11 protein-coding genes and 1 pseudogene are annotated in these 12581 nt (G+C 62.8%); 3 read left to right on the top strand and 9 right to left on the bottom strand.

The genetic code is table 11. The features are described from left to right. Nucleotides 1–31 precede the first annotated feature (31 nt). Complete coding sequence (locus E9229_RS03485) at nt 32–646, top strand: PadR family transcriptional regulator (protein WP_183509897.1); 615 nt, start codon at nt 32–34, stop codon at nt 644–646. A 29-nt stretch (nt 647–675) separates the two neighbouring features. Here the strand turns inward: E9229_RS03485 and E9229_RS03490 are convergent, their stop codons facing one another. The 5 genes from E9229_RS03490 to E9229_RS03510 all read right to left on the bottom strand — a co-directional run bounded on the left by E9229_RS03490 (nt 676) and on the right by E9229_RS03510 (nt 7760). Beyond that, on the bottom strand, nt 676–1899 hold the full coding sequence (locus E9229_RS03490) for an MFS transporter (protein WP_183509898.1): 1224 nt from the start codon (nt 1897–1899) through the stop codon (nt 676–678). A 67-nt stretch (nt 1900–1966) separates the two neighbouring features. Continuing rightward, on the bottom strand, nt 1967–3691 hold the full coding sequence (locus E9229_RS03495; RefSeq protein WP_183509899.1) for an FMN-binding glutamate synthase family protein: 1725 nt from the start codon (nt 3689–3691) through the stop codon (nt 1967–1969). Nucleotides 3692–3770: 79 nt separating this feature from the next. Further along, nucleotides 3771–4319, bottom strand: coding sequence for an acyl-CoA thioesterase (locus E9229_RS03500; RefSeq protein WP_183509900.1), 549 nt, complete (start codon nt 4317–4319; stop codon nt 3771–3773). A 501-nt stretch (nt 4320–4820) separates the two neighbouring features. Continuing rightward, complete coding sequence (locus tag E9229_RS03505; protein WP_183509901.1) at nt 4821–6680, bottom strand: glycoside hydrolase family 15 protein; 1860 nt, start codon at nt 6678–6680, stop codon at nt 4821–4823. 99 nt (nt 6681–6779) lie between these two features. Further along, entirely contained in the window at nt 6780–7760 is a 981-nt protein-coding gene (locus E9229_RS03510; protein ID WP_183509902.1) for a LysR family transcriptional regulator, read from the bottom strand. Between the two features lie 125 nt (nt 7761–7885). Here E9229_RS03510 and E9229_RS03515 point away from each other — a divergent pair, with 125 nt between their 5' ends. Beyond that, complete coding sequence (locus E9229_RS03515) at nt 7886–8713, top strand: HalD/BesD family halogenase (protein WP_183509903.1); 828 nt, start codon at nt 7886–7888, stop codon at nt 8711–8713. 394 nt (nt 8714–9107) lie between these two features. Here the strand turns inward: E9229_RS03515 and E9229_RS03520 are convergent. The 4 genes and pseudogenes from E9229_RS03520 to E9229_RS19250 form a co-directional block, all read right to left on the bottom strand. Continuing rightward, a pseudogene (locus tag E9229_RS03520) lies at nt 9108–9357 on the bottom strand (helix-turn-helix domain-containing protein). Further along, complete coding sequence (locus E9229_RS03525; protein ID WP_183509904.1) at nt 9357–9926, bottom strand: hypothetical protein; 570 nt, start codon at nt 9924–9926, stop codon at nt 9357–9359. The pseudogene E9229_RS03520 and the gene E9229_RS03525 overlap by 1 nt, the downstream one beginning before the upstream one ends. Nucleotides 9927–10520: 594 nt before the next feature. Beyond that, complete coding sequence (locus E9229_RS03530; protein ID WP_183509905.1) at nt 10521–11393, bottom strand: FHA domain-containing protein; 873 nt, start codon at nt 11391–11393, stop codon at nt 10521–10523. Between the two features lie 12 nt (nt 11394–11405). Then, nucleotides 11406–11666 (bottom strand): hypothetical protein, encoded by a 261-nt coding sequence (locus tag E9229_RS19250; protein ID WP_312855587.1) that lies wholly within the window; start codon nt 11664–11666, stop codon nt 11406–11408. Between the two features lie 308 nt (nt 11667–11974). Here E9229_RS19250 and E9229_RS03535 point away from each other — a divergent pair, with 308 nt between their 5' ends. Further along, nucleotides 11975–12247: a hypothetical protein gene (locus E9229_RS03535; protein ID WP_221184356.1), complete on the top strand. Its 273-nt coding sequence runs from the start codon at nt 11975–11977 to the stop codon at nt 12245–12247. Nucleotides 12248–12581 lie beyond the last annotated feature (334 nt).

The raw sequence follows: 12581 nt of genomic DNA on the forward strand, positions 1-12581 counted from the left end.
GCACCCCCTCCACCCGCGAGGGCGGCTACTAATGGCACCAGTCTTCGCCCACGAGGCACTGAGGCTCTACTTGCTTTCGCTGCTGAACGACGGGCCGAAGCACGGCTACGAGTTGATGCGGGCGCTGAGCGACCGCTTCGGCGGCACCTACACTCCCAGTGCCGGGACCATCTATCCGCGCCTGGCCAAGCTCGAGGAGGATGGCCTGGTCGTCACGGACCTCGACGGCAGGTGCACCATCTACCGCATCACCGATGCGGGCCTGGCCGAACTGGCAGCCCGGGCCGGGGACCTGGCCGGGATCAAAGCCGAGATCTCCGCCTCGGTCCGGCGCTTGGCCGATGAGCTGCGCAAGGACATCCGCACCAACATGCGCGGCTTGCGGGCAGACCTTGCCGCCACCGCGGAACAGGCCCGCGCAGGGGCCTGCGCCACACCCGCCGCGATCATCGCCAGTGCTGCATCAGGGCGCCGGATGCTCATGGAAGCCGAGGTGATACTGGCCGAGTTCAGGAATGACATCCGCATCGAACTCCGCCGGGCGTCGGACAACTCCCTGGATGGCCTCACCCTGGAAACCCTGCGCACCGTGCTTGGCCAGGCCCGGATCTCCATCGAATCGGCGCTCGGGCACCGGAAGCCCTAGCACTAGCCCGGGGCAACGGCCACGGCCAGTTAGGGCGCGGGCTCCCTTCCGCGCGTCTGTTGCCCGCGCAGGGCCCGGAGCGAGGATGCGGTGGCGGCCGCCATCGCCCCACCGAGCGCGAGGAAAACGGCTCCCGCGCCGGCGCCTCCGGCAAACAATCCGATTCCCACGGGGATCACGGCCTGGCCCAGGCGGGTGCCCATGAGCCGCAACGACATCCAGGTTCCGCGTGTCCCCTCGCTCGCCGCCATGCTCACCACGCTCATGCTCAACGGCTGCCCTACGCCCAGGAACAACCCGGCCACGACCAGCAGCACCCCGAGCCATGGCACCGGCAACGGCGCAGCGATCAGTGCAACGAGCGCCGCCGAGATGCCGGTCGACACCAGCAGCAGCCTTTCGCGGCCAACCCGCCGCACCAGCCGCTCCAGCCCGAAACGGGACACCACAGTGGCCCCGCCCCGCAGCGCCAGCAGCACTCCCACAACGGACGTCGGGATTCCGCGCTCAATGGCCAACGCCGGCAGGTAGACCTGCAGCAGGTCGATCGTGCACAGCACCATCATGCTCAACATAATCGAGGCGATCAGCGTGCGCCGGGTCTCCGGATCCGTGGCCAGTGCCCCACGCAGGGTCTGTGGTGTTGCCGGACCCGCTCCCTGCGCCATGCCGAACCGACCGGCCACCATGAATGAGGTCGCGATCAGCAGCCCGACAACGGATACCAAGTAGGCGATGAACAACCGGCCGGTGTCCGGACGCACAGCGGCGCCGCCAATGACGGCCAGGGTCAACGGGGCCGCGGTCTGGGCCAGAGCCGTGGCAGTGGTGTAATACCCGAAGACCCGGTCCATGTTCGCTGATGGCGCGGAGGCCAGCCGACTCTGCTCCCCCAGCAGGCACATCAGGTGCCCGATCCCCAGGATCAGGTTCCAGCCCAGCAGAGCCTCGAGCGAGGACGCGGCCATCAGCAGCCCGAACCCGGAACCGAGCATCAGCAGGGCACCAATCACCAGCACTTGGGCCTCGCGTCCGGCATCCGTGCGTCGGCCGATCCAGATGGCCAGGAATGCGGGAAGGATAGAGAAGCTGGCTACCACCAGGCCCAACATGCCGGGATCGACGCCCAGCTCGAGCGCCCGATAGGAGGTCGTGGGGCGGATCAGGTAGACGGCCACCTGCAGGAAAGCCGCATGGGCCAGGACCGCCGGGAATCCGATCCCACGGACACGGGGTTCGGTCGATCGCAGCATCTGCCCAATCTATGCGACCCGCCGCCGCTGCGCCCGGTTCATGACGACGCGCACCCGTGGCCCATCGCTACCTGGCCGGGCGGCCCTCGGGCCGGCCCGGGTTCTCGCCCACCGGCAGCACAGCGCGGCGGGCTGAGTCCTTGGGCTCGACCCGGCTCGGTGGAGCCGACTGCGCGGGTTCCCGGGGGCTGGGCCACGGCATCGGTGCATGTTCGCCAAAGGTATCGGCGTCAGATTCCAGCCAATCGGCCTTCCAGCCGCGCGGCGGTGATGAAAGAAGTTCCCCCGGAGCCAGCCAGTTGTGGATTGCAGCATAGCTGCGGGTGGTCAGGTGGTCGGTGCGCCGGCGAAGCATCCGGGCGTTGAGCTGGGAGGGATGGGTGACACCCATTGAGGCCATGATCTGCGCAGCCTCTTGCACCGTGAGCTTCTGGTAGTTGTGCACCCGGTTGCCCTTGTCTGTGACATCGAGTGCGCGCATCAGGCGCGGGTCTTGGGTGGTCACACCAACAGGGCACCTGTTTGTATGGCATTTCTGTGCCTGGATGCACCCTGTGGCCATCATCATGGCCCGGGCGCTCATGGTGAAGTCGGCACCCTGGATCAGTCGCTTGACGATGTCCGAGCCGGTAGCCACCTTCCCGGCGGCACCGATGCGGATCTTGTCTCGCAGCCCGCAGCCGACAAGTGCGTTGTGCACGAGCATCAGCCCCTCGGTCAGGGGCGTGCCGACATGGTCCTCGTATTCCAGGGGCGCCGCACCGGTCCCGCCCTCGGAACCGTCCACGATGATGTAGTCCGGCGTGATTCCGGTTTCCAACATGGCCTTGCACATCGCCAGGACGTCGGTGCGCGATCCCACGCAGAACTTGTATCCGATCGGCTTGCCGCCGGAGAGCTCGCGCAGCTGCGCCACGAAGCCCATGAGTTCCCGCGGCGTGTGGAATGCGGAATGCGACGCCGGCGAAATGCAGTCCGTTCCCATGGGCACCTCGCGCGCCTCAGAGATTTCGGCGGTGATCTTGGCCGCCGGCAGTACCCCTCCGAGTCCGGGCTTCGCACCCTGGCTCAGCTTGATCGTGATGCCTTTGACGTGTTCGTTGGCGGCCTTGGCGGAAAAGGCCGCCGGGTCGAATTTCCCCTCGGCGGTGCGGGCGCCGAAGTAGCCGGAGCCGATCTCCCAGAATAGGTCTGCCCCGTGTTCGAGATGGTACTTGGTCAGCCCGCCCTCTCCGGTCTCCTGGACGAATCCGCCCATGGCGGCACCCTTGTTCATTGCCAGCACGGCGTTCTTGGACAGTGCGCCGAAGCTCATCGACGACACGTTCATCAGCGCCATGTCATAGGGCTGCAGACAGTCCGGGCCGCCGATGCGCACCCGGTGCGGGCGGGCGGGGACCTCGGCCGGTGCGGTGGAATGGAGTAGGAATTCGTATCCGGCCTCGTTCACGTCGCGTTCGGTACCGAATGCCTTGTGGCTGTCGGCGCCCTTGGCCCGCGCATAGACCAGCGAGCGGGTGTCCCGGTCGAAAGGCCGCCCGTCGGTGTTGCGCTCGATGAAGTACTGCTGGATTTCGGGGCGGATGGACTCGAGCAGGAAGCGCATGCGTCCGAGCACCGGGTAGTTGCGCAGGATCGCGTGCTTGGTCTGGACCATGTCATGAACGCCCAGTCCCAGCAGTGCCAGCGCGAGGGCGAGAAACACCCACCGGCCCGGGGTACCGAAGGAGAAGGCGACCATGGCGGCGAAGCCAAGGAGCGAGAACAAAGCAATCAGTAGGAAGCGCACCATGGGCCCGAGCTTACAACCCTAGGTACTCTTGGACCCGCACTGCGGAAAATCGTTACGCCCCAAAGCCTCAGGTCGGACACTATGCCCAGAAGTGCGGAGCCGGCTTGCGCGTCCCGGGAAGCGCAGTGTTTTTACGCCAGTCGGCTACCCAGGCGGGCAGGACGAGGTCCGCCGGCACCTCGTGTCCGACGGCGGAGATGATATCGGCGTTAGACACCGGGCCCTTCTTCGAGAGCATGCGCGTGGCGATGACTGCACCGACGTAGATCTCCCCGTTGGCGATCATGCGTTGTTCGAAGTAGATGCAGCGTTCGTCCATGCCAAGCATCCGGGTCTCCTGGGTGAACTTCTGGTTGAAGACCACCGATTTTCGGAAGGTGATGGTCTCGGCCTGCACGACGGGAGTCCATTTGTTGCGCCGCATCGTGGCGAAGGCACCCGAGCGCAGCATCAAATCGAAGCGGCCTAGGTCGAACAGTGAGAAATACATACCGTTGTTGATATGCCCGGCGATGTCAATGTCGGTGAGCATGGCCCGCATGTCCATGCTGCCGACATCGAACAGGCCGAGCGTGGGACGTCTGCGGGAGGTGGCCAACAGGAGCAGGAAGCGGAGGAGAACGTGCATGGACGACAGTCTACTTGTCAGTAACTTATCCGTCGCATGTTTCGATGCTTAATGAACACGCCGCCGAACGGCGGCCCCGCGACGGGGCACCGGGCTCCTGCTTCATCGTGGGCGCCTTCGGACTCGGATCAGCCAAGGGCTCGCCGGAGACAGCACGTCCAAGCGGCCCACTGTCATCCGGCCTCCCCGCGGCTCGCCTGTATCGCGATGCTCGCCGGGCCAGAGGCATGGGCGGGCAGACTGTCCGTGGGCGAAGCAACGGGCGGTCCGGTTCAGATAATCCGGGGGACGCCGCTTCAGCGCCCGGTCCCACCGCTCGTGGAACGCCCCGGTGGACCCGGGCATCTTCCCAACTATGATCGGCGTGGTGGCATGGCTTGCTTGACGGACGCACCCGGACGACCTGGACCATCCGGTCGGTATCTACTATTTCGAACCCGCACGTCGAAGTCGAAACGAGCATGACTGCATCGGCCGGGCCGAAACCCAACCGCCCCTTTCTTAGAGAGCCGCCTGGGCATGGCCATTGATCGCATCTGCGGCACGAATCAAGGCAAGGTGCGAGAACGCCTGCGGGAAGTTCCCGGCCATGCGCTGCTGCACGGTGTCGTATTCCTCGGCCATCAGCCCCAATTCGTTGGAGTAGGACAACAGCTGGTCCATCAGGGACCGGGCCGCGGCCAGCTGTCCGGAACGGGCATATTGCTCTACCAGCCAAAACGAACAGGCCAAAAACGGATGCTCTCCGGGCGGTAGCCCATCCAGCCCGTCGTGGGTGCGATACCGCAGCAGCAAGCCGGCGTCATCCAGGAGCTGCTTCTGCATGAGCTCCACCGTGCCAAGCATTTCCGGTGAATCGTGACGTACGAAGCCCACTTGCGCGATCACCAGCAGCGAGGCGTCCAGCTCGGTTCCACCGTATGTCTGGGTGAAGGAGTTTAGTTCCTTGTTGAATCCCTGTTCCATGATTTCGATCCGCAGCCGATCGCGCAGCCGCTCCCAGGTCTCCGCATCACCATCCAACCCGTGGTCGCGCACGGCGCGCACCCCACGGTCGAAGGAAGCCCACATCATCACCCGAGAATGGGTGAAATGTTGCTGGTCCCCCCGCATTTCCCAGATTCCATGGTCCTTGCGGTTAAAGTGCTTCTCCACGTAGCCGAGCAAGGCCTTTTGCAGCGGCCAGGAAAAGTGATCCTCCACGCCGCCGATATTGCGTAGCTTTTCGAGCGCGACCAGCACTTCGCCGACGACGTCGCCCTGATATTGATTCACCGCACCGTTACCGACCCGCACCGGGGTCGAATCCTCATAGCCCCGCAGGTGGCGCAGTTCATCCTCAGGCAGCTCACGTTCCCCGCTCAACCCGTACATGATCTGCAAGTCTTCGGGATCCCCGGCCACTGCGCGCAATAGCCAGTTGCGCCAATGCAGGGCTTCCTTCTCATATCCGTGGGTCATCATGGCTTCAAGGGTCAACGCAGCATCCCGCAGCCAGCAGAACCGGTAGTCCCAATTTCGCTGCCCCCCGAAGGCCTCGGGCAGCGAGGTGGTCGGGGCCGCGACGATGCCACCGGTTGCCTCATGTGTCAGGGCACGCAACACCAGCAGCGAGCGGCGAACATGTGCCTGGTAGGCATTCTGCTCGGGGATGTCCTTGGCCCATTCCTGCCAATAGGTGGTTGAAGCATGCAATTCCGCACCCACATTGCGCATCGGGGGTACGGACCTGTGCGACGGATACCAGCACAACTCGAAATCCACCACATCGCCGGCCTCGATCAGGAAATCGCCCTCATGCTGGTGCTCGGAGGCGTGCGGCAGCCGTGAACCGTGGAGCACCACCGCATCTGGTCCGGCAACCGCCACGATGGATTCGGCACCTGTCGCGTCATCGTCATGCCGCCGCACCCACGGCACGACCTTGCCGTAGCCGAAACGGATGCTGATTTCCTGATGCATCAGCACCTTGCCTGCGAGGCATTCCACCCGGCGCACCAGTGAGGCCCGTCGGTCTCCCACCGGCATGAAATCGGTGACGAGCACCTCGCCCTCGTCTGTGCGCCACAGCGTGCGCAGCACGAACGTCGAATCGACGTAGGTTCTTCCCACCACCCGCGGATGGCCCCCGTCCTCCGGCTTCCGGTCTGGCCGGACGCCATCCTTGTCCAGGCAGTGGTCTTGGGCACCTGCCGGGGCGAGTAGCCATCGACCATTTTCCGTGGTCCCCAGCAGCGAGGCGAAGACCGAGGGCGAGTCGAAGCGAGGGTAGCAGAGCCAGTCGATGGAACCGGTTCGGGAAACCAAGGCTCCGGTCCGCTGGTCGGAGAGTAACGCGTAATCCTCAATTGGAGATGCCATCCCTCAAGCCAAGCGCACCGGGGGGTTCCTATGCAAGGGGCTGGGTAGATGGCGTGGGTTACTTTGATGAAAAAAGGTGCATAGTCACTGGTCAGACGCTTAAGGAAGCTCCTTTTCCCCTGCGGTGACATCCGCCTCGGACAGGTGGTGGTTCATAAGCTCCATTTGCTGGAAAGCCTCTTTTTGCGCCACCCTGATGAAGGCCTCAACCGAGGGGTTACGAAGACGGTCCCGATGCCAGGCGATCCCCACGATTCTGGGCTTTACCCCAGCCAAGGCCTTCACTCGGATCCCCCGGCGGCCGGGATCCACCGATAGCCAGGAAACGACCGCGGCACCCACGCCCTCGGCTGCCATGCCTAGCACCGTCCCGTTATCGTTTGAGCGCAGGACGATCTGTTTGGCGAGTTCGGGTCTGCCAAATCGGTTCTCGATGGCATGTTCGGGCCGAATCCGCCCATAGGTGATCAGCGGCAGGTGATCCAGATCTGCTAGCGGGACGGGCCCGGGCCCCGTGATCAGCGACGAGCCCTCGCTCACGGCCACCACGTACGGGTCTTCCAGCAGTTCAATCGCGGCAAACGGCCCGGGAATCAGGGGGAAGACGATGAAAGCCACGTCCAGATGCCCATTTTCGACCTCCCGCAGCAGCTCACCATCGTCCTCACTTTCGAATAACTCAACGCGCACGCCCGGCCAGAGCCGGGAGAAATCACGGAGGATCCGTGGCAGGATCCGCACGCCCACGCTTTGGTAGCAACCAACCCGAACGACCCCGGCCGTGCCCGCCGCCACGGCTTCAAGGTCTGCGGCAGCACTTGCCAGCCGCGCCATGATCGCCTCGGCGTGACCACAAAGGATTTCACCGGCAACCGTCAGCACGACTTTCTTGGGCCCAGCTGAACGCTTCACCAGCTCCTGACCCACGATCCGCTCCAGCCTGGTGATTTGCTGGCTGATGGCCGACTGGGTGAAGCCCAGTGACTCCGCGGCCTTGCTAAAGGACTCCAGCGAACCCACGCGCGTCAGGCATAACAAAAGGCGTAGCTCCAGCGAGTGCGGATCGATTTCAACAGTCACGGTCACCCCTCCTTCCTTTTATAAGCAGCTCTAATGATAAGCCAATAATTTGCTAATTGCCCTAATGCACAATGCGTCATAGCCTTATTTCAGCAGCAGGAACACAGACTCAACAGGAGGCAGTCATGACACAGCACACCCTTCCCCCCGCAGCAGCATCCTACGCGGATGTCGTCGATCTGGACCGCTACCCGATTCACGATCTGGACAGCGAACGCGGCGAGGCCTTCGTCGCGGAATGCCGCAAGGAACTTGCCGAAAAGGGAGCCTGCAACCTCCCGGGATTCATCACCCCGGATGCAGTTGCCGAGATGGTTCGCCTGGCTAACGAGCTCAAGGACAAGGCCTGGACGTCTTCGCGCCCCCACAACGTCTACTTCACCGAGCTCGATAAGACCGTTCCGGCCGAGCACCCGCTGGCCCACGAAGTCCGCTCCGTCAAGCACGGCATCGCCAACGACTTCATTCCTGCCGAGGCTCCCCTCAGCCGTCTCTACTCCTCCGATGACCTGACCCGCTTCATTGCCGCTGTCCTTGAGAAGCCGGTCCTCTTCCGCAGCGCCGACCCACTCGACGCACTCCAGGTCACCCACATGGGCGAGGGAGACGAACTGGGCTGGCACTTCGACCGCAGCGAGTTCTCCATCACCGTGATGTACCAGCCCTCGGAAGAAGGCGGCGAATTCTATTACCACCCCGCCCTGCGCTCCGATGACGATCCGAACTACGACGGCATCACCGCCGTGCTGCAGGGAGACGAGACCGGCCAGATGCTCCTTCCCGGAGCCCCCGGCACCCTGGCCTTCTTCCACGGCCACAACGCCCTGCACCACGTCACCCCGGTCGTGGGCGCCACCTCGCGCATCAACACTGTCCTGACTTACGGCGAACACCCGGACATGAAGCTGAACGACATCACCTCGGAACTGTTCTACGGCCGCACCTCCGCCTAACCACCACTGCCCTCATACGGCAGTCCAGGCTCCATGGAGCGCGGCCATCGCGCCACGCCATAACAAACGGGTCCCCCGGATTTTCCGGGGGACCCGTTTGTTGCCGTTGCCAGAGCGCCCGGCGCACCTCCACTCCGGTCAACGCCGACTCCCCCATTGGAACGATTGAGCCCGGCAGGGTTACCGGATGCGGCTCGAATTGAGTCCTATCTCAGGTCCAGCCAGTGGCAGCCCCTTGGCCGATTCACTCTGCCTGCGCACGGGGCCTGCATACAACCGAACCCTGCCTCGGTGCACTTCACAGAATGGCGCTCCTGCCGGCCGAGTCGCCCGGCCTACGCTATGGGATCCAGCTGTCGATGGTGCCCGGCCAGCCCTTCGACCAAGGCAGCTATTAGCGGTGCGATTCGCGCTCTTCCTCCAGGGCAAGCAATTCTCCGATCTGGCATTCAAGTGCCTCGCAGACGGCCACGAGCGTACTGAATCTAATCGCCTTCGCCCTGTCATTCTTGAGCACCGAGAGGTTCACGATGCTAACCCCGGCCAACTCCGCAAGCCTCGTCAGGGGCATCCCCCCGCTCTACCAGGAGCTCGTCGAGCCGACAGTGAACCAGACGCTGAGGCTCAGGGTGGTTATCGTGCATTAGACCAAACCCTCGGTGCCACGCTGGAGCCGGGTCCCGCGCCCAAAGGCCAACGAGGTCAAGGCCAGGACGGCACCCAGCCCGAAGAGGAAATAGTTTACATTCTGGATGTCAAAGAACCCGTTTGCCGAGATCCACTCCTGAATTTCGGTGTCGGCCACCTCGGCTCCGGAGGTGGGAAACCCAAGTTGGTGCGCGGCCATGGCATCAGCGACATTCGTCAGCCAGGGCGAAGTAGTGGAGGTAAAGAGGGCAACGGTTCCAAGCCCCAGCAGGGCCCAGTGCACCAAGGAACTAAAGGGCCGGTCCTTCCAAAGCCGACGGCAGATCAGAATCACCGCCAGGCAGCCTGCGATGAAAAGCAGGAAGTAGAGTCCCTCAGACACGATCGTGGCAACCCTCGAACCCACCAGTGCCTCCGCGCTTTCGATCTGTATGTTCGAATAGGTGACATGCGATTTGCCGATACTCCCCTTGACCCTGGGAATCATATCCAGAAGAGTGGCCACCGTAGGGTGGATGACGAAGGGCTTGGAGAACGCCCAATCGGTGGTGATCAGCAAATACATCAGCCCTAGCAGACCGCACACCGTCGCTGCCACGCCATGAGTGCCAAAAAAGTCCAGCCGCCAAATCGACCCAGGCGATCGATCGTCAATACCGGTGCGTCTCTCATGATGATCCCTTATCGATTGTCGTTAATAACGAGTATCGATAACATATCGAAGTCGCGCCGGGCGGTTAACCCTCGCCGATCAAAGTAGCCTTCCCCCCCCGACTCGAAGGGAAGTTCTCAAGCAACACTGGGATGCCCTGTGAAGAACATGGTCCTCCGGCCTACGCACGGCATCCACGAGGGCGAAACCGGACAGTGACCCCCACACGGACCCCGGTCTGCCCTTGTCGTAGCCTCGGGTGGCCTTGTTCGGTAAGCCTTCGGTCAAGCGTGCGCTGGCGAACAGGCACGTCGCTAAAACACCTCGTGCAGCGTTGCACCGGGCGCATCGGAAGTACTTTCCGACTTAACGACGGCCAGCTGATCATCTGACGACGCATCCGCTGGACTCCTTCAAACCACTCTTCGTAATGCGGGTGCGGACACAAAAGGGGCATCCCCCGCCCTGTTATGGGGGAATGCCCACGACGAAAACGCTGGTATTTATTTATTCGTTTGAGTCCCGTTCGACAAGGCCGGTGCGCGGATTCAGCTGCGGCCGCTGGAAAGACAACTCCCCGCCGTTGCGCCCACCAAACGGCCGGCCATGATCAGCGTATTCTTCCCGGAAGAACACCAGCCTCCAATCGCCAAGCTCAATCCTGGCACCACTGCGAAGCGTGTAATCACGTCCGGGTCTGAATCCCGCACTTCCCCCCACTGGGCCGTTGGCGATGAGCACATACTCGTCCAGGTCGTTATGCACGATGCGGGCGTGCACGGGCTCGAGGCCAGGAAGCACAAGCCCCGCATCAGGGGAACTTCCGATCTCGATCACCTCTGCCTCGACGTTCATCACCTTGGGCGCCTTGCCGTCCCACGATTCACTATCCCTGACGAAGATGATGCGTGGGCGTCCCCCTCCACGTGCATAGTGCGTTGTAGTCACACGGCGTCGATACATCTTGAGAAAGGTCGGCGCTAGCGGGAACAACGTCTCAGGAACGGTCATCGGCACTACCGCAACAGAACTGCGCTTGCGGCCAAAAAGACCCCGGGTCGCTTCAAGCTTGCCGATCCGCATGGCCGGTGAATTCATTCCTATGCGCGCAATGAAATTCGGCTTAACATCCCCCATGCTGATCAGAACCCCGTGAGGCCCTTCGACTTCGACCGTCACCCCGGCCTTTTTCAGTCGTAGAGCAAACTCATTCAAAGCCTTGCGATCAATCATCTTCACCGAGGGGAAGACGGAGAGCGAATCGGCGCTGATGGTAATGACTTTGCCGTCGGCCTTGACCGATCCGCCGATGCGCTCGGGATCGACTCCCTCATCACTAGGAACTTCCACAGAGAACGCCATATCAATGTCGAAACGCATGGAGGGCACCGGCTACTTGCGATACGGGTCGGAACCCACGGATGCGTCATCACTGGTCGTCACGCGCAACGTGCCATCGAATTTCCAGACCGCCCGTGGAGCATCCGGTCCAATATCCCGTGGTACCTCGACGACCATGTCAACCAGAGTGTAGTTAACTGCGGCCCCACGCCCTGTGAGATAGGACCAAAGCTGTTGACCTAAATCGGACCAGTCCCCGATTTGAAGCTCTTCGTGTGCAGACGGCGTACCGGAATCCAAATTCTCCACCACAACCACTCCTTTGTATTAGCAACGGAAAATAACCTTGGCAAAACGCTTCGGTCAGCCCTTAAGACGATCTGGAACTCACAGTAGCGTCCCCCGCAACTAAGGTAAATAGCCTTGTTCGCGCTATTTCCGGGAGGCAACGCTCGGCAAGGAATGTACCTTGAAAAGCACCTCAGCGTGGGGCATATCTAGTACCGCGGCCTACAAGGTTTGCTTTCCCAGGCTGATGGCCGGGGCCGGTCCCCGTTGCGGACCCGGTGTTTTCGGCGCACGCTGATGGTGCGGGATTCCGCCCTTCCCAGGAGGCTGCGATGACACAGCGTGTGACGGTTCGAGACATCGAGTACCACGAAGAGGCCCTGCTGCTGCAGATCGTACGGCGCGGCGGGTCCGGCCCGGTGGTGACCTGGCGCCGGGCCCAGATGGTGCTGCTCTCGGCCCGGGGCATGGACGTGGCCAGCCTCGCCGAGGTCGCCTTCACCAGCCCCGACGCCGGTCCGCGACGTCCTGCACCACTTCAACGACGACGGCTTCGAGTCCCTGCATCCCCACGACGCCGGAGGACGCCCGGCGAAATTCACTGACGCCCAACGCGAACAGATCAAAAGGATCGCCCTGGATGGCACGGACCATCCCCGCCACCGGGCCCAGTCCGGGATGATCCGCCGCTTCATTATTTGGCGTAACCACCACACCACCGACCCGAAACTGCGCAAGGTCATCCGCCGCGCCTCACTGATCAAGCGGGCAAAGGTTACCTGACGCAGTACTAGCAGGCACCCGCCCCTCACGCTTCGAGGTGGTGAGCACACCTGCCATTCGGAATGCAGCTGAAACATCGGCCGCGCTGGAATGCTCGGCGGTCTGTCCAGCCAGAAGTTGGCACGCCGCAAGCGTGGGACCGTGGGGTGTCAACCA

The sequence above is a fragment of the Paeniglutamicibacter cryotolerans genome (assembly GCF_014190875.1).
Classification (GTDB): Bacteria; Actinomycetota; Actinomycetes; order Actinomycetales; family Micrococcaceae; genus Paeniglutamicibacter; species Paeniglutamicibacter cryotolerans.

What these genes read in the sequence shown, in the direction of transcription:
- E9229_RS03505 (WP_183509901.1), bottom strand. Translation starts at nt 6,680, where the DNA reads ATGGCATCTCCAATTGAGGATTACGCGTTACTCTCCGACCAGCGGACC.
- E9229_RS03530 (WP_183509905.1), bottom strand. Translation starts at nt 11,393, where the DNA reads ATGCGTTTCGACATTGATATGGCGTTCTCTGTGGAAGTTCCTAGTGAT.
- E9229_RS03535 (WP_221184356.1), top strand. Translation starts at nt 11,975, where the DNA reads ATGACACAGCGTGTGACGGTTCGAGACATCGAGTACCACGAAGAGGCC.
- E9229_RS03525 (WP_183509904.1), bottom strand. Translation starts at nt 9,926, where the DNA reads ATGTATTTGCTGATCACCACCGATTGGGCGTTCTCCAAGCCCTTCGTC.
- E9229_RS03500 (WP_183509900.1), bottom strand. Translation starts at nt 4,319, where the DNA reads ATGCACGTTCTCCTCCGCTTCCTGCTCCTGTTGGCCACCTCCCGCAGA.
- E9229_RS03515 (WP_183509903.1), top strand. Translation starts at nt 7,886, where the DNA reads ATGACACAGCACACCCTTCCCCCCGCAGCAGCATCCTACGCGGATGTC.
- E9229_RS03490 (WP_183509898.1), bottom strand. Translation starts at nt 1,899, where the DNA reads ATGCTGCGATCGACCGAACCCCGTGTCCGTGGGATCGGATTCCCGGCG.
- E9229_RS03485 (WP_183509897.1), top strand. Translation starts at nt 32, where the DNA reads ATGGCACCAGTCTTCGCCCACGAGGCACTGAGGCTCTACTTGCTTTCG.
- E9229_RS03495 (WP_183509899.1), bottom strand. Translation starts at nt 3,691, where the DNA reads ATGGTGCGCTTCCTACTGATTGCTTTGTTCTCGCTCCTTGGCTTCGCC.